Source organism: Streptomyces sp. NPDC002896 (genome assembly GCF_040295225.1).
Classification (GTDB): Bacteria; Actinomycetota; Actinomycetes; order Streptomycetales; family Streptomycetaceae; genus Streptomyces.
Genome location: NZ_JBEOVA010000016.1, coordinates 13,477 through 36,250, shown reverse-complemented (window position 1 = coordinate 36,250; position 22,774 = coordinate 13,477). Strand labels below are relative to the sequence as shown.

15 protein-coding genes are annotated in these 22,774 nt (G+C 70.7%); all 15 read right to left on the bottom strand.

Annotated elements, in window-relative coordinates:
- Positions 1 to 106 precede the first annotated feature (106 nt).
- The 15 genes from ABT009_RS27630 to ABT009_RS27560 all read right to left on the bottom strand — a co-directional run bounded on the left by ABT009_RS27630 (position 107) and on the right by ABT009_RS27560 (position 22,763).
- A complete protein-coding gene (locus ABT009_RS27630; RefSeq protein WP_351300435.1) occupies positions 107 to 4,378 on the bottom strand; it encodes an Rne/Rng family ribonuclease in 4,272 nt (1,423 codons plus the stop codon).
- Between the two features lie 237 nt (positions 4,379 to 4,615).
- Positions 4,616 to 5,425: a TIGR03936 family radical SAM-associated protein gene (locus tag ABT009_RS27625; protein ID WP_351300432.1), complete on the bottom strand. Its 810-nt coding sequence runs from the start codon at positions 5,423 to 5,425 to the stop codon at positions 4,616 to 4,618.
- 48 nt (positions 5,426 to 5,473) lie between these two features.
- Complete coding sequence (locus tag ABT009_RS27620) at positions 5,474 to 6,631, bottom strand: hypothetical protein (RefSeq protein WP_351300429.1); 1,158 nt, start codon at positions 6,629 to 6,631, stop codon at positions 5,474 to 5,476.
- A gap of 15 nt (positions 6,632 to 6,646) precedes the next feature.
- Positions 6,647 to 7,174 carry a GNAT family N-acetyltransferase gene (locus tag ABT009_RS27615; RefSeq protein ID WP_351300427.1) on the bottom strand — a complete coding sequence of 176 codons (528 nt, stop codon included), beginning with the start codon at positions 7,172 to 7,174 and terminating at the stop codon, positions 6,647 to 6,649.
- 70 nt (positions 7,175 to 7,244) lie between these two features.
- Positions 7,245 to 9,170, bottom strand: a complete 1,926-nt coding sequence (locus ABT009_RS27610; protein WP_351300424.1) for a TIGR03960 family B12-binding radical SAM protein — start codon at positions 9,168 to 9,170, stop codon at positions 7,245 to 7,247.
- A 141-nt stretch (positions 9,171 to 9,311) separates the two neighbouring features.
- Positions 9,312 to 10,820: a CYTH and CHAD domain-containing protein gene (locus ABT009_RS27605; protein WP_351300422.1), complete on the bottom strand. Its 1,509-nt coding sequence runs from the start codon at positions 10,818 to 10,820 to the stop codon at positions 9,312 to 9,314.
- Between the two features lie 96 nt (positions 10,821 to 10,916).
- Entirely contained in the window at positions 10,917 to 12,116 is a 1,200-nt protein-coding gene (rodA, locus tag ABT009_RS27600) for a rod shape-determining protein RodA (RefSeq protein WP_351300419.1), read from the bottom strand.
- Positions 12,113 to 14,368, bottom strand: coding sequence for a penicillin-binding protein 2 (gene mrdA / locus ABT009_RS27595; protein ID WP_351300417.1), 2,256 nt, complete (start codon positions 14,366 to 14,368; stop codon positions 12,113 to 12,115). Before mrdA ends, rodA begins: the two co-directional genes overlap by 4 nt.
- Positions 14,365 to 15,036: a rod shape-determining protein MreD gene (mreD, locus tag ABT009_RS27590; protein WP_351300414.1), complete on the bottom strand. Its 672-nt coding sequence runs from the start codon at positions 15,034 to 15,036 to the stop codon at positions 14,365 to 14,367. Before mreD ends, mrdA begins: the two co-directional genes overlap by 4 nt.
- 12 nt (positions 15,037 to 15,048) lie before the next feature.
- The gene (mreC, locus tag ABT009_RS27585) at positions 15,049 to 15,996 is read right to left on the bottom strand and encodes a rod shape-determining protein MreC (RefSeq protein ID WP_351300411.1); all 948 of its coding nucleotides are present in this window, start codon (positions 15,994 to 15,996) and stop codon (positions 15,049 to 15,051) included.
- A 196-nt stretch (positions 15,997 to 16,192) separates the two neighbouring features.
- Positions 16,193 to 17,212, bottom strand: coding sequence for a rod shape-determining protein (locus ABT009_RS27580; RefSeq protein ID WP_067272106.1), 1,020 nt, complete (start codon positions 17,210 to 17,212; stop codon positions 16,193 to 16,195).
- Positions 17,213 to 17,545: 333 nt separating this feature from the next.
- Complete coding sequence (gene ndk, locus ABT009_RS27575; RefSeq protein ID WP_351300408.1) at positions 17,546 to 17,959, bottom strand: nucleoside-diphosphate kinase; 414 nt, start codon at positions 17,957 to 17,959, stop codon at positions 17,546 to 17,548.
- Positions 17,960 to 18,040: 81 nt separating this feature from the next.
- Positions 18,041 to 18,409 carry a DUF4233 domain-containing protein gene (locus ABT009_RS27570; RefSeq protein WP_351300405.1) on the bottom strand — a complete coding sequence of 123 codons (369 nt, stop codon included), beginning with the start codon at positions 18,407 to 18,409 and terminating at the stop codon, positions 18,041 to 18,043.
- A gap of 6 nt (positions 18,410 to 18,415) precedes the next feature.
- On the bottom strand, positions 18,416 to 19,951 hold the full coding sequence (folC, locus tag ABT009_RS27565) for a bifunctional tetrahydrofolate synthase/dihydrofolate synthase (RefSeq protein ID WP_351300402.1): 1,536 nt from the start codon (positions 19,949 to 19,951) through the stop codon (positions 18,416 to 18,418).
- Between the two features lie 187 nt (positions 19,952 to 20,138).
- On the bottom strand, positions 20,139 to 22,763 hold the full coding sequence (locus tag ABT009_RS27560) for a valine--tRNA ligase (RefSeq protein WP_351300399.1): 2,625 nt from the start codon (positions 22,761 to 22,763) through the stop codon (positions 20,139 to 20,141).
- Positions 22,764 to 22,774: the final 11 nt, after the last annotated feature.

The window sequence follows — 22,774 nt, the reverse complement described above, 5'->3', positions numbered from 1 at the left end:
GCACAACCCACGACGCGGGGTGCCCTTCAGGCAGACAGTGCCCGGGTGGGCAGCCCGACGCCCCCTGCGCAGCGACAACGCTGCGCAGGGGGCGTCAGACCAACGCTCAGGCCTCGTCGGCCGAGGCCGTGACGGTGGACGGCGTCTGCTGCTCCGCCGCCGCGGTCTTCTTGACCGCGGACTTGGCGGTCGCCGCCTTCTTCACCGTGGCCTTCTTGGCGGCCGTCTTCTTGGCCGCCGTCTTCTTCGTGGCGGCCTTCTTCGCGGTCGCCTTCTTGGCCGTCTTGCGCGCCGTCTTCTTGGCGGCGGCCGGAGCGGCCTCCTCGGCGGCAACATCGCCCGGGGCCGCCTCGGGCTGCTCGCCCGCCGACCCCGGCTCCGCGGCCGACGGCACGACCACGACGGCCGCCTCCTCGGGCGCGGTCGGCGCGGTCTCCTTGCGGACCGCACGGCGCCGCGGACGGGCCGGGGCTGCCGGAGCCACGGCCTCGGCCACCGGCTCGGACACGTGCTCGGCCTGCGGCTCGACGGCCTCCGGGGCCTTGGCCTCTGCCGCCTCCGGGACAGTCACCTCGCTGATGTCCGCGCCCTTCGGCGAACCGGCCGGAGCCGTCGCCTTACGGGTTGCCCGGCGACGCGTACGGCCCTTGGGCGCGGCCTCCTCCTGAACGGCCGCCGGAGCCACCGCCTCGGACGGGGCGACGGCCTGCTCCTCCGCAACGGAAGCAGCCGGAGCCTGCGGAGCCTCGGCCTCCGCCGCAGGCGCCTCCGGAGCCCGCGTCTCCACCCTGGTGGGCGAGCCGGCCGGAGCCGACGCCCGCCGGGTCGCGCGGCGGCGCGAGCGACCCCGGGTGGCGGCGGCCTCCGCCTCGGCGGCGCTGCTGTACAGCTCCTCGTCCGGCGCGAAGCCAGGCGAGGGCAGTGCCACCGGTGCCGCGGCCTCGGCGGCCACCTCGGCCTCGGTCTCCGCCTCGGCCTCCGGCTCCGTCACGACGGCGGCCTCCACCACGGCGGTCTCCGCCGCGGCCTCGGACACCTGCTCGGCGCCGCCGCGGCCGCGCTTCTTGCGCTTGCCGCCGTTACCGGCGACGGACGGCTGCTCCATGTGCACGATGACGCCGCGCCCGTTGCAGTGGACGCAGGTCTCGGAGAACGACTCCAGCAGGCCCTGGCCGACCCGCTTGCGGGTCATCTGGACGAGGCCCAGCGAGGTCACCTCGGCGACCTGGTGCTTCGTACGGTCCCGGCCCAGGCACTCGAGCAGACGCCGCAGCACGAGGTCCCGGTTGGACTCCAGCACCATGTCGATGAAGTCGATGACGACGATGCCGCCCAGGTCGCGCAGGCGCAGCTGGCGCACGATCTCCTCGGCCGCTTCGAGGTTGTTCCTCGTCACGGTCTCCTCGAGGTTGCCGCCCTGGCCGGTGAACTTGCCGGTGTTGACGTCGATCACGACCATCGCTTCGGTCTTGTCGATCACCAGCGAGCCACCGCTGGGCAGCCAGACCTTGCGGTCCAGCGCCTTCATCAGCTGCTCGTCGATCCGGTACGTCGCGAAGGCGTCGACCTCGGAGGTCCACCTCTGCAGCCGGTCGGCCAGGTCGGGCGCGACGTGCGAGACGTAGCCGTGGATCGTCTCCCACGCCTCGTCACCGCTGACGATGACCTTGGAGAAGTCCTCGTTGAAGATGTCGCGGACGACGCGGACGGTCATGTCCGGCTCGCCGTACAGCAGCGTCGGGGCGTTGCCGTTCTTCGACTTCTTCTGGATGTCCTCCCACTGCGCCTGCAGCCGCTCCACGTCGCGGCGCAGCTCGTCCTCGCTCGCGCCCTCGGCGGCGGTGCGCACGATGACGCCCGCGTCCTCGGGGACGATCTTCTTGAGGATGGTCTTCAGGCGCGCGCGCTCGGTGTCGGGCAGCTTGCGGCTGATGCCGGTCATCGACCCCTCGGGGACGTAGACCAGGTAGCGGCCGGGCAGCGAGACCTGGCTGGTGAGCCGGGCGCCCTTGTGACCGATCGGGTCCTTGGTGACCTGCACGAGGACCGACTGGCCGGACTTCAGGGCCGACTCGATGCGCCGTGGGCCGTTGGCCATGCCCAGCGCCTCGAAGTTGACCTCACCGGCGTACAGGACGGCGTTACGGCCCTTGCCGATGTCGATGAAGGCGGCCTCCATCGACGGCAGCACGTTCTGCACCTTGCCCAGGTACACGTTGCCGACGTACGACGTCGACTGCTCCTTGTTGACGTAGTGCTCGACGAGCACGTTGTCCTCGAGGACGCCGATCTGGGTGCGGTCGCCGTTCTGCCGGACGACCATCACGCGCTCGACGGCCTCGCGGCGCGCCAGGAACTCGGCCTCGGTGATGATCGGGACGCGGCGGCGGCCCTGCTCGCGGCCCTCGCGGCGGCGCTGCTTCTTGGCCTCCAGACGGGTCGAGCCCTTGATGGACTGCACCTCGTCCGAGACGGGCTTCTCCTTGCGCGGCTCGCGGACCTTGACGACCGTACGCTCGGGGTCGCCCTCGCCCGGCTCCGTGTCGACCGGCGCATCACCGGCACGGCGGCGACGACGGCGGCGACGGCGGGTACCGGCGGAACCGGAGACCTCGGTCTCCTCGTCGTGCTCCTCGGCGTCCTCCTCGACCTGCTCGGCCGTGTCCTCGGCGTCCTGCTCGGCCTGCTCCGCGGCGACCTCGTCGGTGTCGAGGGCCTCGCCCGACTCGGACTCGGCGGACTCGCCACGGCGGCGACGACGGCCACCGCGGCGGCGACGACGGCGCGAGCCGGTCTCCTCGGCCTCATCGGCCTCGGTGATGTCCTCGGCCTCGATGTCCTCGGCCGTCTCCGGCTCCTCTGCCGCGGCGGGCTCGACGGCCTCGGCGGCAGCGGGTGCCTCGTCGGCGCCCCGACGGCGGCGGCGACGACGCGGGCCGGTGTCCCCCTCGTGCTCCTCCGCGACGCCTGCCTCGGCGGTCTCGGCGGATTCCTCAGCGGCCTCGGCGGCGGCTGCCGCCGCGGCGCGCTCCGGGGTCTGGAACATCGGCTCGGCGAACACGGGCGGCTGGAAGACGGCGACGGCGGGGCGTGCGGGCCGCCGCGAGGCAGCTGCGCCCTCCGCCTCGTCCCCGGCGGCCTCGGCCTTGCCCGCGCTGTGCTGAGCGGGCGCGGAGAAGCCAACGGCAGCCTTGCGGGTGACCCGGCGCCGCGTACGCCGGGAAACGGCGCCCTCGTCCTCGGCCGACGCCTCCGCGGCGGCAGCCGGCGCGGTCGCGGCCGGAATCTGCACAGGCTCGGCGGTGGGCGCCTGGGGCGCGGCGACGGCGGCCTGAGCGGAGGCAGCGGCCGGGATCCGGACGGACTCAGGCGCTGCCGCCTGCTGGGCAGCCGAGGCCGCGGTCTCCTGCACTGCGGTCTCCTCGGCCTTGGCTTCCTCAGCGGGTGCGGTGGCGCGACGCGTGGCGCGACGGCGCGTACGCCGGGGTGCGGCACCCTCGTCGGGCGCCTGCGCGGCGGCCGCGATCTGCTGCTCGGCCTCCGGCCGGTCGCTCTCCTGCTGGTCGGCGGCGACAGCCACGGCGCCCACGACTGCCTCCGTCACCTCGGCCGGCTCCCCGGCCTCGGGGGCCTTCGGCGCGCCCGCAGGCGCACTGGCCCGACGTCCACGCCGACGCGGCGCCACAACCTGAGCAGGTTCGGACGCGGCGGCCTCGGCCAGCTCCTCCACCGGCTGCGGCTGACCGGCAGCGGCAGCGGCGGTCTCGCCGCCCACGACCGCCTGCGCGACCTCAGCCGGCTCCGTGGGCTCGGGGGCCTTCGGTGCTCCCGCAGGCGCAGTGGCCCGGCGCCCGCGACGACGCGGCGCCACAACCTGAGCAGGTTCGGACGCGGCAGCCTCGGCAGGCTCCTGCGCCTGCTCGACGGCGGGCTCAGGCGTCTCCGTCACGGTCTCGACGGCCTCGGCGCCCGCGGTCTCGACCGCCTTGGGCGCCCCTGCGGGCGCGGTGGCACGGCGCGTCGCACGACGGCGCGTACGCCCGGCGGCGGCAGGCTCGGACTCCTCGGCGGCGGCCTCGGATGCCGGGGCCTCCTCCGGCTCGGTCACGGCCTCCGCGGCCACGACCTCGGTGGCCTCGATCGCATCGGCGACCTCGGCGGCCACCACGGCCTGCTCAGTCTCGACGGCCTCATCGGTGTCGTTCACGGCTGACGAAGCGGACGCCTCGGCAGGTATGGCCGACGCAGCGGCCTCGGCGGCCGCCACGGGCGGTCCTGCCGGACGCGACGCGGCACGGCGCCGCCGGCGCGGCGGCAGCGTGTCGCTCGGGGTGTTGTTGTTCTCGGAGCCCTTGTTGGGTTCGATCGGCTCGAGCATGCGGGCGGTTCTCCCGTCAGGCTCCCGGGCGCCGCACCTGGTCCGGTGACGTCCGCGGCTCGCGCGTCCTGCGCGCTGCCGCCCTCCGGGGCGCGAGCGCCGCTCGGGAGCTCTCTGTGTCCTGTCTCGCCGGTTCCGTATGCCATGTTGCGTACGGCCTGGCGAAAGTCTTCTGGTCGGTGCGCTGCCCGACCCAGGTGGCTCCCGAGTACGAGGGCGGCGCTACGACGTCCGTCCTTACGCGGGACCTTCCGGCGTCGCCGCCGTCGCGGTGGCAGGTCCGGTGGCCCCTTGTGTGACAGATGGGGCTGCCGTGACTGCCTCGCGGTCAGGCGCGAGCGGGTCGGTCACCGTGCCGGTCTCCTCATCGAAAAGCCCCTGCGCCAGCCTGGTCACCGCTGCGGGGACCGGCGGCGCCAGGTCGGCCACAGCTCGGAGACCGGACAGGACGTCGTCGGGTCGTACGGCAGGCGTCACGTGCCGAACAACCAGCCGCAGTATCGCACAGGGCTGGTCGGTCGGCCTATCAGCCCGTGCGTCGCGGGCGGCGAGGCCGTCGTGCGCCTCGATGCTCACGACCGCCGGACGTGCGTCGAAGGTGCGCATGCCGTTCTTCGTTCTGCGCTGGACCTCGACGGAGTCCGCCGCCTGGAATGCGGCGACGGCACGCTCCGCGTCGGCGAGTGCCACGCCGTCGAGGCGCAGCTCCCATACGGAGGCGGTGAGCCGGTCGGCGAGGCCCGAGGTGCGGGCCTCCACCGCCTCGGTGATGTCGAGCCCGGTGGGCAGCGACTCGTCGAGGAGCTCACGCAGTTTGTCGGGGTCGCACGCTTCGGTGAGCGCGATCTCCAGGTACTCGGCCTCGCTGCCCGTGCCGGTGGGTGCGGCATTGGCGTACGACACCTTCGGGTGCGGCGTGAATCCGGCCGAGTACGCCATGGGCACCTCGGCGCGGCGCAGCGCACGCTCGAAGGCGCGCTGGAAGTCACGGTGGCTGGTGAACCGGAGGCGGCCGCGCTTGGTGTAGCACAGTCGGATGCGCTGCACCGCTGGTGCGGGCGGCGGGCCTTCGGGCTGTCGCTTGCCCAGTGTCGTTCATTCCTTCGTGAGAGCCGTCGTACCTCTATCAAGGGTACGTGCCTCGCGGGCCACAGGTTCCCGCCGGGTTCGGCCGAGCGCATCCGGGAGCGCATCTGGCTCGGGCTCCCGCGGCGTTCCGAAGACCATCCGCCGGAAGTCCGCGCGGGCCTGCCGGGCCGACTCGCGTGCGGAGGCCAGGGCCTGCCGGACCGCGCGGCCCACGGTCTTCGCGGCCTCGGCGGCGGGCCGCCACACCGCGTCGCGCACCACGTGCCCGACCGGTGTGAGCACGCTCCGGTACACCCAGCGCACCGGCTCCACGAAGATCATCCGCAAGAGCCGCCCGAGGAAGCGCCCCACGGCGAGCGACACGTGCCCGGCGACGCGCCACGCGTGCACCAGCGCGTCGCCGACCTCCCGCGCGACGACGGCGAGCACCCGCCCGAGGGGCGCTAGCACCCATCGCCAGACGGCGAGAGCGGGCAGTACGAGAAGGACACGCAGGGTCCAGTACACGGCGGCGCCGATGCCGGTGGCGACGATCCGGGCGGTCCAGGCGACCCCGCGTCCCACCGGCGCGAGCACCCACCGGTACAGCCACACGGCCGGTACGACGATCAAGTACCGCACCAGCCACGCCACGGCCGTGTACACGCCGATTCCGACGGCCGCGAGCACGGCCCCGATGCCCCTGAACAGCCAGGTGATCCCGTGCCCCACGGGCGTGAGCAGCCGCGCGTACACCCAGGCCAGACCGGCGCCGATCCAGCCCAGCAGCCGGGCGAGACCGGCGCCGACGCCCCGCACCACCCAGGCGATGCCATGCCCGACCGGCGTCAGCACCCGCTGGTAGCACCACACGGCGGGCACCACGAGCAGCACGTTCCCGAGCCAGGCGACCCCCTTGCCCACGGGCACGACGACGTGGCGCCACAGCGCCACCCACGGCCATACGAACAGGGCCCGCCCCAGCCACAGCAGCGCCCTGCCCACCGGCCGCAGCACCGTGTCGTTCAGGAACCGCCCCGCGACGACGAGCGCGTCCCACACCATCCGCACCGGCACGACAAGCACGAGCACCACGATCCGCACCGGAAGGCGGACCGCCACAACAAGGCATCCTTCGGGTGGCGTCTGCGGGGGCCGTTCGGCCGGCGGCTTCTCGAGGTCCATGTCCGAGAGGACGCCTCAGAGCCCCGTCCGGATCCAGAACCGCAGCTTTCCGCCGCGCTCGTCCTCGAACTCCCCGCCGTTGGCCTCGATCACCTTCCGCGAGGCGGTGTTGGTGGTGTCGCAGGTGACCAGGACCGGATCGATACCCAGCCCGTGGCACACGGGCAGCGCCTGGCGCAGCATCGCGGTGGCGTGCCCGCGCCGCCGGGCAGCGGGACGGACGTCGTACCCGATGTGGCCCCCTCGCTCCAGCAGGAACGGCGTGAGCCGGTGGCGGATGGCGAGGCGACCGAGGTACGTGTCGCCCTCCGCGTACCAGAGGGTGGTCGCCGGAACCCAGTCGTCCCTGCGCGGCCGTTCCCGCTCAGCGAGCAGCCACGCCACGTACACCGCGAAGACCGCCGGATCCTGCCAGCTGTCCCCGTACTCCTCGATCTCCTGCGCGAGCAGGCTGTTCGGGTCCATGCCCGCGTCGGTGAACTCCTTCACGGCGGCGAGGAAGGAGGCGTGAAAGCGGACGTCGGGAAGCGTCAGCTGCGGCATCGCCTCATTCTGCCGACACACGCCAGGGCCCGGCCACGGATTTCCGCGACCGGGCCCTGGCGGACACCTGCTACTTGACCACGGTCAGCGGCAGCAGCTTCTTGCCCGTGGGGCCGATTTGGATGGACGTATCCATCTGAGGACACACGCCGCAGTCGAAGCACGGCGTCCAGCGGCAGTCCTCGACCTCGGTCTCGTCGAGCGAATCCTGCCAGTCCTCCCAGAGCCAGTCCTTGTCGAGACCGGAGTCCAGGTGGTCCCAGGGCAGGACCTCCTCGTACGTACGCTCGCGGGTGGTGTACCAGTCGACGTCCACGCCGTAGGCGGGCAGCGTCTTCTCGGCGCAGGCCATCCACCGGTCGTACGAGAAGAACTCACGCCAGCCGTCGAAGCGGCCGCCGTCCTCGTAGACGGCGCGGATGACGGCGCCCACGCGGCGGTCGCCGCGCGAGAGCAGGCCTTCGACGATGCCGGGCTTGCCGTCGTGGTAGCGGAAGCCGATGGAGCGGCCGTACTTCTTGTCGCCGCGGATCTTGTCGCGGAGCTTCTCCAGGCGTGCGTCCGTCTCCTCGGCGGAGAGCTGCGGCGCCCATTGGAACGGCGTGTGCGGCTTGGGCACGAAGCCGCCGATCGAGACCGTGCAGCGGATGTCGTTGGACCTGGAGACCTCTCGGCCCTTGGCGATGACGTTGGCCGCCATGTCGGCGATCTGCAGCACGTCGTCGTCCGTCTCGGTGGGCAGGCCGCACATGAAGTACAGCTTCACCTGGCGCCAGCCGTTGCCGTACGCCGTGGCGACGGTCCGGATGAGGTCGTCCTCCGAGACCATCTTGTTGATGACCTTGCGGATGCGTTCGGAGCCGCCTTCGGGGGCGAACGTCAGACCGGAGCGGCGGCCGTTTCGGGTCAGTTCGTTGGCCAGGTCGATGTTGAAGGCGTCGACGCGGGTGGAGGGGAGGGAGAGGCCGATCTTGTCGTCCGTGTACCGGTCGGCGAGGCCCTTGGCGATGTCGCCGATCTCCGAGTGGTCCGCGGAGGACAGCGACAGCAGGCCGACCTCCTCGAAACCGGTCGCCTTCAGGCCCTTGTCGACCATCTCGCCGATGCCGGTGATGCTTCGCTCCCGCACGGGGCGCGTGATCATGCCGGCCTGGCAGAAGCGGCAGCCGCGCGTGCAGCCGCGGAAGATCTCCACGGACATGCGCTCGTGGACGGTCTCGGCGAGCGGGACAAGCGGCTGCTTCGGGTACGGCCACTCGTCGAGGTCCATGACGGTGTGCTTGGACACGCGCCACGGGACGCCCGACTTGTTCGGTACGACGCGGCCGATACGGCCGTCCGGCAGGTACTCCACGTCGTAGAAGCCCGGGACGTACACCCCGCCGGTCTTCGCGAGGCGGAACAGCACCTCCTCACGGCCTCCCGGGCGGCCCTCCGCCTTCCACGCGCGGATGATCTCAGTCATCTCGAGGACGGCCTGCTCGCCGTCGCCGATCACCGCAGCGTCGATGAAGTCCGCGATCGGCTCGGGGTTGAAGGCGGCGTGACCGCCGGCGAGCACGATCGGGTCGTCGAGGGTCCGGTCCTTGGCCTCGAGCGGGATGCCCGCGAGGTCCAGGGCCGCGAACATGTTGGTGTACCCGAGCTCGGTGGAGAAGCTCAGGCCGAACACGTCGAAGGCCTTGACCGGCCGGTGGCTGTCGACGGTGAACTGCGGCACCCCGTGCTCACGCATCAGCTCCTCGAGGTCCGGCCACACGCTGTAGGTGCGCTCGGCGAGCACGCCCTCACGCTCGTTCAGGACCTCGTAGAGGATCATGACGCCCTGGTTGGGCAGCCCGACCTCGTACGCGTCGGGGTACATGAGCGCCCAGCGCACGTCGCACTCGTCCCAGGCCTTGACAGTGGAGTTGAGCTCTCCACCGACGTACTGGATCGGCTTCTGCACATGCGGGAGCAGGGCTTCGAGCTGCGGGAACACCGACTCGACAGACATCGCGGGGACTTTCGTGAGCTGGACTGGGGCACCCCCGGCCGGAGGCTGGGGGGAGGGTGACCATCAAGCCTAACGCGGCCGGAGACGCACCTCGTACGGCGAGCCCGGGGCCCGTCCTGCGGGCAGCCCGGCGCCCGCCCCTCACACCTGCGCCGCCTGCGCGATCTTCGCCCACGCCTCCGGCAGCGCCGCCTCGTACCCCGCGGCCGCCTGCTCCTCCCTCCCGTACAGCACCCCGTACGTGAAGGTGCTCTCCCCCGCCGCATGCGCCTGGGCCGCCAGGTCACGCAGGGCGAGGCGGGCCATCACGCTGTCCTGGTGGTCGCCGAGCAGGCCCTGCAGGGACTTCATGGAGCGGACCAGGTCCTTGGCGGGGCTTCCGAGTGCCGGGGTCGCGGCCTCCGCGGCGTAGCGGGTGCGTTTGGCCTCCTTGCGGGCCTCGTGCATGGCCACGTCGCGGTCGTCGCCGGGGGGTGCGTCCAGGGCCCGCTCCACCAGCGCCGACAGCCGTTTGAAGTCGCGCCGCACGGCCTTGCCGATCACCTTGGCGGGCTTTCCGCCGGCCGCCTTCAGCAGCGGCGGCCGGTCCAGCAGCGCGTCGATGGTGTCCAGGAGCGCGAGGTACCGCTTGCCGTCCAGCACCGCGATCAGCCGGCGCCGGGAGCCGCCGCGCCGGGCGTGGGACCAGGTGCGCATGCGGGAGCGGACCGGTCCGGCGTGCAGCGCCCGCGGCAGCTCGCGCAGGGCTGCCGTCAGCCGCTCGTTCAGCACCTCCTGGTCCCGGTCCACGCCGAGCTCGGCGGCCAGCCATTTGAGCTCGTCGCCGATGGGGCGTGTGACGGCCCGGTCCAGGACCTTGCCGTACGAGCGGAAGGCGCTGCGCATCCGGCGAGTGGCGACCCTCATCTGGTGCACCGAGTCGGGGAGGTCTCGGCGTACGGCGGGGTCGAGCTCGACGAGGGCGTCGCGCTGGGCGCGGATGTAGGCGAGTACGTGGTCGCCCGCGGTCTCCGGGCTCTGGACAGCGGGCGGGGCCGGCCGCCCCGGTGCCGTCTCCGCCAGCGCTCTGGCGAGCTTCGAGGGCGCCGCCGACGCCCGCAGCCCCGCCTTGGTCAGCTTCTTGTCGACCTTGTCGAGGAAGCGCGGGTCGCCGCCGTCCGCGAGCTCCACCTCGATCTCGGTCCAGGCGGCGGTGGCGCCCTCCCCGCCCCCGCCGAGCCGCTCTGCACGTACGGCGTCGACGCTGACCTCGGCGAGCAGCGCACCGTCGGAGTCGAGGAGGTCGCGTACGTCGCGCGCGGACTGCAGCCGGACGACGGGAGTCAGTTCGGCGCCGCGGATCCGCGAGCGTACGAGGCCGGAGAGCGCGCCGGGCACCGTTTCCGAGAGCGGTGCCCGGATCTCGTCCCGGACTCCGCTGTCGACGGGGAGCTTCAGATGCCAGCCGGCGTCGCCGCCGCCGGTGCGGCGGCGCAGGGTGATGGCGGCGGAGGCGAGCCGCTCGTCCGCGGTGTCGTAGTAGACGGCGTCGAGTTCGGCGACACCCTTGTCGACGACGGTCGATACCCCGGCGACACCGGTCAGATCCGGCAGCTGGGCGCTCTCGTCGGCTTCGTACTTACGCTCGATCTCACGCTTCGTCTCCGCCATGAACTGAATCTAGACGCGAACACGGCCCGGGTCAGTACCCAAGCTGTCGCAGATGCGACTACTCACGCCTACTCACGCACTCAGACGATGACGCACTCACGCCGACATCGGCCGCTGCACCCTGATCGACTGCAGAAGCCCGATCGCCACCCACACCGCGAACATCGACGAACCGCCGTAAGACACGAAGGGCAGCGGCAGGCCGGCCACCGGCATGATGCCGAGCGTCATGCCGATGTTCTCGAAGGACTGGAAGGCGAACCAGGCGATGATCCCGGCGGCGACGATCGTGCCGTAGAGCTCGGTCGTCTCGCGGGCGATACGGCAGGCCCGCCACAGCACGACGCCGAGCAGGACGATGATCAGGCCCGCGCCGACGAAGCCGAGCTCCTCTCCGGCGACCGTGAAGACGAAGTCCGTCTGCTGTTCCGGCACGAACTGGCCGGTGGTCTGCGAGCCGTGGAAGAGGCCGGTGCCGGTCAGGCCGCCCGAACCGATCGCGATGCGCGCCTGGTTGGTGTTGTAGCCGACGCCCGCCGGGTCCAGGTCCGGGTTCGCGAAGGCCGCGAAGCGGTTGATCTGATACTCGTCCAGGATGCCCAGCTGCCAGATCGCGATCGCGCCGGCCGCGCCGGCGCCGAGCAGGCCGAACACCCAGCGGTTGGGTGCTCCGGAGGCCAGCAGCACACCGAGGACGATCACCGCCATCACCATGACCGAGCCGAGGTCGGGCATGAGCATCACGACCATTATCGGGACGGCGGCGAGGCAGAGGGCCTGGAAGACGGTGCGGTGGTCGGGGTGCTCCTTGTCCCCGGCGTCGACCCGGGCCGCGAGCAGCATCGCCATGCCCAGGATGATCGTGATCTTCACGAACTCGGAGGGCTGGAGCGAGAATCCGCCGCCCAGGACGATCCAGGCATGGGCGCCGTTGATGGTCTTGCCGAGCGGGGTCAGCACCAGCAGGACCAGGAAGACCGAGAGGCCGTACAGGATCGGCACGGCGGTGCGCAGGGTGCGGTGGCCCAGCCAGATCGTGCCGACCATCAGGGCGAGCCCGATGCCGGTGTTCAGGACGTGCCGGAACAGGAAGTAGTACGGGTCGCCCTGGTTGAGCTCGGTGCGGTTGCGGGTCGCCGAGTAGACGAGCGCGGTGCCGATGAGCGAGAGCGCGAGCGCCGACAGCAGAATCGGCCAGTCGAGCCTGCGGACCAGGGAGTCGCGGGCGGTCAGGCGCGCCCATGCGGAACGCTCGGGCCCATACCCGGAGACGGAGAAGCCGTTGGTGCCGCTCATGTGCTCCTCCGCCCCGTTCCCCGGCGGCGCGCGGAACGCCTTCGGGTGTCGCGGTTGCTGGGCTCGGGCGATGGCGTGGTGGCCGCGGGCGACTGCTGGTCGTCTCCCGCCGGCTGTCCTTCCTCGCTCGCCTGCTCGTCCTTGGACGGGTCGTACGTCTCGATCTTCGGGGCGTCGATCGATCCGTCGGCCTCGATCTTCGGCAGGCTCTTCTGCGGCTCGGGCAGCAGGGCCTTCTTCAGGTTCTGGTTGCCGTCCTCGTCCAGGCCGTAGATGGCGTCATAGATCTTGCGCACGGCGGGGCCCGATGCGCCGGAGCCCGTACCACCCTGGGAGATCGTCATGACGACCGTGTAGTCCTTGGTGTACGTGGCGAACCACGAGGTCGTCTGCTTGCCGTAGACCTCGGCCGTACCCGTCTTGGCGTGCATCGGGATCTTGTCCTGCGGCCAGCCACCGAAACGCCAGGCGGCCGTACCGCGGGTGGCGACTCCCGCGAGGGCTTGGTCTATCTCGTCGCGGGTCTTCTTCGTCATCGGCAGCTTGCCGTGCGACTTGGGCTTGATCTCCTGGATGCTCTTGCCGTCGGGGCTGATGACCGCCTTGCCGACGGTCGGGTCGTAGAGCGTGCCGCCGTTGGAGATGGCCGCGTAGATCGTGGCCATCTGGATCGGCGTGACGAGCGTGTCGCCCTGGCCGATGGCGTAGTTGACGGAGTCACCGGCGCGCAGTCTGTTGCCTTCGAGGCAGTTCTCGTACGCGATCTTCTCGGCGTAGGTGCCGTCCTTCTTGCCCGACTTGCACCAGGCGTCCTTGTTGGCCTCCCAGTAGTCCTTCTTCCACTGGCGGTCGGGGATGCGGCCGGTGACCTCGTTGGGGAGGTCGATGCCGGTCTCCGCGCCGAGACCGAACTGGTGGGCGGTCTTGTAGAACCAGTCGTTGGCGCCCTTCTTCGGCTTCATGCCGCCGTCCTTCAGCCACTCCTGGTGCGAGAGCCGGTAGAAGACGGTGTCGCAGGAGACCTCCAGCGCCCTGCCGAGGCTGATGGGGCCGTAGCTCTGGGACTCGAAGTTCTTGAAGACCTGGCCGCCGATCGAGTACGAACTGGAGCAGTCGTAGTGCCCGTCGAACGGGTAGCCCGCCTTGACCGCCGCGGCGGTCGGGACGACCTTGAAGATCGAGCCGGGTGCCGCCTGGCCCTGGATCGCGCGGTTGAGCAGCGGGTAGTTGGAGTCCTTGCCGGTGAGCCTGGCGTAGTCCTTGCCGGAGATGCCGCCGACCCAGGCGTTGGGGTCGTAGGACGGGTTGGATGCCATGGCGACGACGCGGCCGGTCTTGGCCTCCATGACGACGACGGCGCCGGAGTCGGCCTTGTAGTTCTCGTTGGTGTTGTCGTCGAACTGCTTGCGGGCCTCCTTCATCGCCTCGTTGAGCTCGTACTCGGCGACGCGCTGCACGCGTGCGTCGATGCTCGTGACGAGGTTCGCGCCGGGCTCGGCCTCGTCGGGCTTGGCCTGGCCGATGACGCGCCCGAGGTTGTCGACCTCGTACCGGGTGACGCCCGCCTTGCCGCGCAGCTCCTTGTCGTACTCGCGCTCCAGGCCCGAGCGGCCGACCTGGTCGGAGCGGAGATACGGCGAGTCGGAGTCCTTGGCCTTCTCGATCTCCTCGTCGGTGACGGGCGAGAGATAGCCGAGCACCTGCGCGGTGTTGGCCGCACCGGGGCTCGGGTAGCGGCGGACGGCGGTGGGTTCGGCGGTGATGCCGGGGAAGTCCTCGGAGCGCTCCCGGATCTGCAGGGCCTGGCGGGGCGTTGCCTCGTCGGTGATGGGGATGGGCTGGTACGGCGAGCCGTTCCAGCAGGGCTGGGGTGTGTCGGCGTTGCACAGCCGGACCTTGTCCATGACGTCCTTGGGCTTCATGCCAAGGACGCCGGCGAGCTTGGCCAGTACCGCCTTGCCGTCGTCCTTCATCTTCATCAGGTCGGTGCGCGAGGCGGAGACCACGAGCCGCGTCTCGTTGTCGGCGAGCGGCACACCGCGGGCGTCGAGGATCGAGCCGCGTACGGCGGGCTGGACGACCTGCTGCACGTGGTTGCCGGAGGCCTCCTTGGCGTACTCCTCGCCGTTGCGGATCTGGAGGTACCAGAGGCGGCCGCCGAGGGTGAGGAGGAGTGAGAGGACGAGGATCTGCATGATGACGAGCCGGATCTGCACCCGCGGGGTCCGGCCGGTCTCCGGAATGTTCGTCACAGCCGCTTGACCCCCTTGATGCGTCCTGCGCGCGCCACCCGTGCCTTCGCAGACCTGCCGCGCAGCCCGCCCCGCGGGGAGCCGATGCTCAGCCCGGTGCCGGAGGCGAACCAACCGGAGGAGGCGCCGCCCGCCGCGCCGGCGGCGCCGGTCTCGGCGAGCGGATCGTTCTCCGCCCGTCTGGCCAGGGCCATGATCGCGGGGACGACGAACGGTGCCAGCAGCAGGTCGTAGAGCGCGGCGGTGAACAGCAGCCCGGCCAGGCCGACATGGCGGGCGGCGGTGTCGCCGACGAGGGCGCCCACGCCCGCGTACAGCAGGGTCGAGCCGATGGCGGCGGCGACCACGACGACCATGGGGGCGGTGGCCGACTTGAGCTGCCCGTTGTCCGGTTTGACGAGGCCCGCGAGGTAGCCGATGACGCACAGCACGAGGGCGTAGCGGCCGGCGGCATGGTCGGCGGGCGGCGCCAGGTCGGCGAGGAGGCCTGCGCCGAAGCCGATGAGGGCGCCGCCGACATGGCCGTAGACGAGGGCGAAGGCAAGCACGGTGAGCAGCATCAGGTCCGGTACGGCGCCGGGCAGTTGCAGGCGCGCGAGGATGCTCACCTGGATCACCAGGGCCACGACCACCAGCGTGGTGGAGAGCAGGATCCGGTTGAAGCGCATGGGACTCAGCTCCTACTGCTCTCGCTCGACGGCCGCGCCGGCGGTCGCCTCCGCGGACGGGGTCACCGTGACCGTCACGGTCGGTGTGGGCGTCGGCTTCGGTTCGGGCGGCAGGACGGTGTCGCGTGGGTCCTTGCGGGGTGCCACGACGACGACGCCGACGATGTCGAGCTTGGTGAAGCCGACGAACGGCTTGACGTAGACGGTGCGGGTCAGGTCGCCGCCGGAGGGGTCGACGCGCGAGACCACGCCGACCGGGACGCCGGGCACGAACGGCTTGTCGGCCTGCGAGCCGAAGGTGACCAGGCGGTCGCCCGTCTTCACCTTGGCCTTGCCGTTGAGCAGCTGGACGCGCAGCGGGCGGTCACCCTGGCCGGAGGCGAAGCCGAGCTCGTCGGTCTTCTCCATGCGCGTACCGACCGTGAAGTCGGGGTCGTTGGCGAGCAGCACGGTGGAGGTGCTGGGGCCGACGGTGGTGACGCGGCCGACGAGTCCGTCGCCGTTGATGACGGTCATGTCGCGCTTGATGCCGTCGTCGGCGCCGGCGTCGATGGTGACGGTCCAGGAGAAGCCCTGCGAGGCGCCGATCGCGATGACTTCGGCGCCCTTGATGCCGTACTGCCCGGCGCCCGCGGTCTTCAGCATCTTGTCGAGCTGCCGCACCTGGCTGCGGTTGCGGTCGTTACTGCCCAGTTTCGTCTTGAGCTCGGCGTTCTCACGCTCGAGCCCGGCGATGCGGTCGTGCCGGTTGCCGGAGTCGCGGACCGCGGCGATCGCGTTGCCGAGCGGGTTGACGGCGGACGACACGCCGTTCTCCACCGGGCCGAAGACCGTGGCGGCGGCCTGGCGTGCACCGTCGACCGGGGAGTCCTCGCCGCCGCGGATGTCCACCGTGATCAACGCGAACGCGATGGCGATCAGCAGCACCAGGAGCAGTCGGCTCTCTCGGGAGTCCCTCACGTGCGGCGGCCGTGCCTTCCTCGTCGGAAATCCTTGTCGCTCTTGCCTCTATATCAACGATCCGCGGCACGGGAGAGCACGTGCGCTCCGTACGGCGGATGAAGCGCGCGTGTCGTCCCTTATGTGGGCCCCGTACGGCGGACGAAGCGCGCGTGTCGCTGCGGACACGCGCGCCGCGTGGCACCGCACGCGCGTGTCATCTGCGCGGCTGCGCGTCCAGCACCTGCTGGAGCGCCTCGAACTCCTCGACGCACTTGCCGGATCCGAGCGCCACGCTGTCCAGCGGGTCCTCGGCGATGTGGATCGGCATGCCGGTCTCGCGGCGCAGCCGCTCGTCGAGGCCGCGCAGCAGGGCGCCGCCGCCGGTGAGGACGATGCCGCGGTCCATGATGTCGCCGGACAGCTCCGGCGGGCACTTGTCGAGGGTGGTCTTGACCGCGTCCACGATCGCGTTGACCGGTTCCTCGATGGCCTTGCGGACCTCGGCCGCGGAGATGACCACGGTCTTGGGCAGGCCGGAGACCAGGTCGCGGCCGCGGATCTCGGTGTGCTCGTCGTCCTCGAGTTCGTACGCGGAGCCGATCGTGATCTTGATCTGTTCCGCGCTGCGCTCGCCCAGCAGGAGCGAGTACTCCTTCTTGATGTGCTGGATGATCGCGTTGTCCAGCTCGTCGCCGGCGACGCGGATCGACTGCGCCGTGACGATGCCCCCGAGGGAGATGACCGCGACCTCGGTGGTGCCGCCGCCGATGTCCACGACCATGTTGCCGGTGGCCTCGTGGACGGGGAGACCGGAGCCGATGGCTGCGGCCATCGGCTCCTCGATGATGTGCACCTGGCGCGCACCGGCCTGCGAGGACGCCTCGATCACCGCACGGCGCTCGACACCGGTGATCCCGGAGGGCACGCACACGACGACACGCGGACGGGCGAGATAGCGCCGCTTGTGGATCTTCAGGATGAAGTACCGGAGCATCCGCTCGGTGATCTCGAAGTCCGCGATGACGCCGTCCTTGAGCGGTCGCACCGCGACGATGTTGCCCGGCGTCCGGCCGATCATCTTCTTCGCCTCGGCGCCGACCGCGAGGATGCCACCGGTGTTGGTGTTGATCGCGACGACGGACGGCTCGTTGAGAACGATCCCCCGGCCCCTGACGTACACCAGCGTGTTGGCGGTCCCGAGGTCGACAGCCATGTCACGGCCGATGAACGACATGTTGTTCCCCATGAGGATGCGTCTGGCCTTCCTAAATCGAGCGTTGATGGCTTGTTAGGCAGGCGAGGTGGGTGCTGCTGTGGTGTGAAGGCTTCCATCGTAGTCTCGCCCCCGCGGACACGGCGCGATGGTCTCCGCCAATGTCAGCAGATGCTGTGTCGCCTCGCTTCTGGAGACGTACCAACGGAGGCACGGGTTCCCCCGATCGGGGCGCATATGCCAAGGGACGGCGGGGAATTCCCAGCCGTCCCCGGTCAGGCACCCAGACTTTTGACAGTGTGTCAGAAGAATCGGGCACGGCGGCCGAGCCGCCCGCGTACGCGCCGGTGAATGTCAGACACGCCCGGGGAAGAAGATCTTCAGCTCGCGCTCGGCGGACTCCCCGGAGTCCGAGGCGTGGATCAGGTTCTCCCGGGTGATCGTGCCGAAGTCGCCGCGGATGGAGCCGGGGGCGGCGGCGATCGGGTCGGTCGGGCCGGCCAGCTGCCGGACGCCCTCGATGACCCGCTCGCCCTCGACGACCAGGGCGACGACCGGGCCGGAGGACATGAAGGCGACCAGCGGCTCGTAGAACGGCTTGCCCTGGTGCTCGCCGTAGTGCTGCTCCAGGGTGTCCTGGTCGAGCGCCCGCAGCTCCAGCGCGGTGATCTGCCAGCCGGCCTTGCGCTCAATACGGCCGATGATCTCGCCGATCAGGCCGCGCCGGACGGCGTCGGGCTTGAGCAGGACGAGGGTGCGCTGGGACATGGTGTGCGGCTCCTTCGAGGTCGCTTGGGTGTGCGGGGGTTGTCCGAGGCTACAGGGCCCGTCTGAGCGCCTGTTGTGCAGCTATGCAGCGTCAGGCCCCGGCTGGGCCTGCGCCGCCGCGCTCTGTGCCGCGAAGCGGGCCTTGGCCTCGTCGATCTTGCGGCCGAAGTGCACCGAGCACCACCACAGGACGGCGAACACGGCGCCGAGGAAGAACATGACCGGGACGATGAAACCGCTCGCGATCAGCCCGATCTGCAGGGCCCAGCCCAACTGCACCCCGCCGGGCCGGGTGATCATCCCGCAGAGCAGCACGGACAGCACCATCGCGATGCCGGAGACCGTCCACACCGTCCCCATCGCCAGATCCGGGTCCTTCATGGCGACGAGCCCGGCGAATCCGATCACGAAGAACTCGCCGATCAGAGTCGAAGCACAGAGCGTACGCACAGCAGTTCAGCCCTTCCCCAGAAGCAGTCGGGCCTCGCCGACGGTGATGACGGAACCGGTGACGAGAACGCCGCCACCCGCGTACTCGCCCTCCTCCTCGGCCAGCGTGACGGCGGCCTCCAGCGCGTCGTCCAGGCGCGGCTCGACCTGCACCCGGTCCTCGCCGAAGACCTCGACGGCGATCGCGGCCAGCTCGTCCGCGTCCATCGCACGGTGGCTGGAGTTCTGCGTGATCACGACCTCGGTGAAGATCGGTTCGAAGGCCTCGAGCAGGCCGCGGACGTTCTTGTCGCCGCTCGCGCCGACGACACCGATCAGCCGGCTGAAGTCGAAGGCCTCGCGGATCCCCTCGGCGGTGGCGCGAGCGCCCGCCGGATTGTGCGCCGCGTCCAGGACGACGGTCGGCGAGCGGCGTACGACCTCCATCCGGCCCGGCGAGGCCACCGAGGCGAACGCCTTGCGGACCACATCGATGTCGAGCGACTCGGCCCGCTGCGCACCGACGCCGAAGAACGCCTCCACGGCGGCGAGCGCCACCGCGGCGTTGTGCGCCTGGTACTGGCCGTGCAGCGGCAGGAACACGTCGGTGTACTCACCGCCGAGCCCGCGCAGCGTCAGCAGCTGCCCGCCGACCGCGACCTGGCGCGAGACGACACCGAACTCGAGCCCCTCACGGGCAACGGTGGCGTCCACCTCCACGGCCTTCTTGAGCAGCACTTGGGCCGCGTCGACCGGCTGCTGGGCGAGGATCACGGTCGCGCCCTGCTTCACGATCCCGGCCTTCTCGCCGGCGATCTCGGCGTGCGTTTCGCCGAGCCGGTCCGTGTGGTCCAGATCGATCGGCGTGACCACGGCGACGTCCGCGTCGATCACGTTCGTCGCGTCCCAGCTGCCGCCCATGCCGACCTCGACGACGGCGACATCCACGGGCGCGTCCGCGAAGGCCGCGTACGCCATGCCCGTGAGCACCTCGAAGAACGACAGCCGGAACTCCTGCTGCGCGTCCACCATCTCGACGTACGGCTGGATGTCCCGGTACGTCTCGACGAACCGCTCCGCGTCGATCGGCGCGCCGTCCAGGCTGATCCGCTCGGTGATCGACTGCACGTGCGGCGACGTGTACCGCCCGGTGCGCAGCTCGAAGGCGCCGAGCAGCGCCTCGATCATGCGGGCCGTGGACGTCTTGCCGTTCGTGCCGGTGATGTGCACCGACGGGTACGAGCGCTGGGGCTCGCCCAGCACATCCATCAGCGCCGAGATCCGGCCGACCGACGGCTCCAGCTTCGTCTCGCCCCAGCGCGTTGCGAGCTCCGCCTCGACCTCGCGCAGCGCCTTGTCGACCTCGGGGTCGGTCGGGCGGGCCGGCACCTGGTCGGCCCCCTCCGGCGGCCCCGCCTGGGTACGCAGGGTGCGGCTGCCGGCCTCGATCACGGCGAGGTCGGGATCGCGGTCGGTTTCGGCCTCGATGATGTCCTCGAACTGTGCCAGGGGGTCGGGCTCGCTGTCGTCGGGCAGGCTGTCGTGCGGGGGGAGGTCGCTCACGGGGTCCAGTCTACGGAGGGGTGCGGCGAGGGTGCTTTGTCCCCCACCCCGCCCCTTCCCGTAGCCAGGCGGCAAAGGCCGGACGGGCTGAATTTTCAGCCCGTCCGGCCTTTGAGGACCGGGGTCTGGGGCGGAGCCCCAGTTTCGGGAAGGGGCGGGGTGGGGGAATGGCCCGCCGCAGGCGCCCTCAGGCCCCCGGAAGCCCCTCGATCTGCCGGGTGATCCGCGCGATGTCCTCGTCCGCCTTGGCAAGGCGAACGCGGATCTTCTCCACCACCGGCTCCGGCGCCTTGGCCAGAAACGCCTCGTTCCCCAGCTTCGCCGTAGCCTGCGCCTTCTCCTTCTCCGCAGCCGCAAGATCCTTCGCAAGCCGCTTCCGCTCAGCAGCGACATCGATCACACCGGAGAGGTCGAGCGCGACCTCGGCCCCCGCGACCGGCAGCGTCGCCGTCGCGGAGAACCCCTCGCCCTCCGGCTGCAGCCGCAGCAGCTGCCGGATGGCGGCCTCGTGCGGCGCCAGGTCCGTGCCGTCGAGCGTGAGCCGGGCCGGCACCCGCTGGCCGGGCTGCAGGCCCTGGTCGGCGCGGAACCGGCGGACCTCCGTGATGACCTGCTGAAGGGTCTCGATCTCCTTCTCCGCGGCGGCGTCGCGGAAGCCGGAGTCGGTAGGCCACTCGGCGATCACGACGGACTCGCCACCCGTGAGGGTGGTCCACAGCGTCTCGGTCACGAACGGAACGACCGGGTGGAGGAGCTTCAGCGTGACATCGAGCACCTCGCCGAGGACCCGCTTGGAGACCTCAGCGGCCCGGCCGCCCGCCTGGAACGTCGTCTTGGACAGCTCGACGTACCAGTCGAAGACCTCGTCCCACGCGAAGTGGAAGAGCGCCTCGGACAGCTTGGCGAACTGGTAGTCCTCGTAGTACGCGTCGACCTCGGCGACGACCGCGTTGAGCCGCGACAGGATCCACCGGTCGGTGGAGGACAGCTGCTCGGCGGGCGGCAGGTCGCCCTCGACCGTCGCGCCGTTCATCAGCGCGAAGCGGGTGGCGTTCCAGATCTTGTTGGCGAAGTTGCGGGAGCCCTGGACCCAGTCCTCGCCGATCGGCACGTCGACGCCGGGGTTGGCGCCACGGGTGAGCGTGAACCTCAGTGCGTCCGAGCCGTACTTGTCCATCCAGTCCAGCGGGTTGACCGCGTTGCCGAAGGACTTCGACATCTTCTTGCCGAACTGGTCGCGGACCATGCCATGCAGGGCGATGGTGTGGAACGGCGGGGTGCCGTCCATCGCGTACAGGCCGAACATCATCATCCGGGCGACCCAGAAGAAGAGGATGTCGTAGCCCGTGACCAGCACGGAGTTCGGATAGAACTTCGCAAGGCTCTCGGTCTGCTCGGGCCAGCCGAGCGTGGAGAACGGCCACAGGCCGGAGGAGAACCAGGTGTCGAGGACGTCCGTGTCCTGGTGCCAGCCCTCGCCGCTCGGCGCCTCCTCGTCAGGCCCGACGCAGACGACTTCACCATTCGGCCCGTACCAGACCGGGATCCGGTGGCCCCACCACAGCTGACGCGAGATGCACCAGTCGTGGAGGTTGTCGACCCAGTCGAAGTACCGCTTCTCCATCTCCTGCGGGTGGATCTTGACCTTGCCGTCGCGGACGGCGTCACCGGCGGCCTTCGCGAGCGGGCCGACCTTGACCCACCACTGCATGGAAAGACGCGGCTCGATGGTGGTCTTGCAACGCGAGCAGTGGCCCACGGAGTGGACGTACGGGCGCTTCTCGGCGACGATCCGGCCCTCGGCGCGCAGGGCCGCGACGATGGCGCTGCGGGCCTCGAGACGGTCCAGGCCCTGGAAGGGGCCATGTGCGGTGATGACCGCGTGCTCGTCCATCATGGAGATCGACGGCAGGTTGTGGCGCTGCCCGATCTCGAAGTCGTTCGGGTCGTGGGCGGGTGTCACCTTGACGGCGCCGGTGCCGAACTCCGGGTCGACGTGCTCGTCGGCCACGACGGGAATGGACCGCTCGGTCAGCGGCAGCTTGATGGTCTTCCCGACGAGGTGCTTGTACCGCTCGTCGTCCGGGTGCACGGCGACCGCGGTGTCACCCAGCATCGTCTCCGCACGGGTCGTGGCGACGACGACGGTCTCGTCACCCTCCCCGTACTTGATCGACACGAGCTCGCCGTCGTCCTCCTGGTACTCCACCTCGATGTCCGAGATGGCCGTCAGACAGCGCGGGCACCAATTGATGATGCGCTCGGCGCGGTAGATCAGCTCGTCGTCGTAGAGCTTCTTGAAGATCGTCTGGACGGCCTGGGACAGGCCCTCGTCCATGGTGAAACGCTCACGTGACCAGGCGACACCGTCGCCGAGGCGGCGCATCTGACCGGAGATCTGCCCGCCGGACTCGGCCTTCCACTGCCAGACGCGCTCGACGAACGCCTCACGGCCCAGGTCGTGCCGGGACTTGCCCTCCTTGCCGAGCTCGCGCTCGACCACGTTCTGCGTGGCGATGCCGGCGTGGTCCATGCCGGGCTGCCACAGCGTCTCGTAGCCCTGCATGCGCTTGCGGCGCGTGAGGGCGTCGATGAGCGTGTGCTCGAACGCGTGCCCGAGGTGCAGGCTGCCGGTGACGTTCGGCGGCGGGATGACGATGGTGTACGGCGGTTTGTCGCTCTTCTCGTCGGCCTCGAAGTAGCCGCGCTCTACCCAGCGCTCGTACAGCTTCCCCTCTACCTCGGCCGGCGCGTACTGGGTCGGCAGTTCGGTGGTGGTCGCTGGTTGCTGCTGCTGAGTGTTCTCGGTCACGGGCTCAGTTT

Bases quoted from the DNA above. Each gene is read 5' to 3' on its own strand.
- ABT009_RS27630 (WP_351300435.1), bottom strand. From the start codon at position 4,378: ATGCTCGAGCCGATCGAACCCAACAAGGGCTCCGAGAACAACAACACC.
- ABT009_RS27610 (WP_351300424.1), bottom strand. From the start codon at position 9,170: ATGTCTGTCGAGTCGGTGTTCCCGCAGCTCGAAGCCCTGCTCCCGCAT.
- ABT009_RS27615 (WP_351300427.1), bottom strand. From the start codon at position 7,174: ATGCCGCAGCTGACGCTTCCCGACGTCCGCTTTCACGCCTCCTTCCTC.
- ABT009_RS27620 (WP_351300429.1), bottom strand. From the start codon at position 6,631: ATGGACCTCGAGAAGCCGCCGGCCGAACGGCCCCCGCAGACGCCACCC.
- ABT009_RS27605 (WP_351300422.1), bottom strand. From the start codon at position 10,820: ATGGCGGAGACGAAGCGTGAGATCGAGCGTAAGTACGAAGCCGACGAG.
- rodA (WP_351300419.1), bottom strand. From the start codon at position 12,116: ATGAGCGGCACCAACGGCTTCTCCGTCTCCGGGTATGGGCCCGAGCGT.
- mreD (WP_351300414.1), bottom strand. From the start codon at position 15,036: ATGCGCTTCAACCGGATCCTGCTCTCCACCACGCTGGTGGTCGTGGCC.
- ndk (WP_351300408.1), bottom strand. From the start codon at position 17,959: ATGTCCCAGCGCACCCTCGTCCTGCTCAAGCCCGACGCCGTCCGGCGC.
- ABT009_RS27580 (WP_067272106.1), bottom strand. From the start codon at position 17,212: ATGTCGTTCATCGGCCGTGACATGGCTGTCGACCTCGGGACCGCCAAC.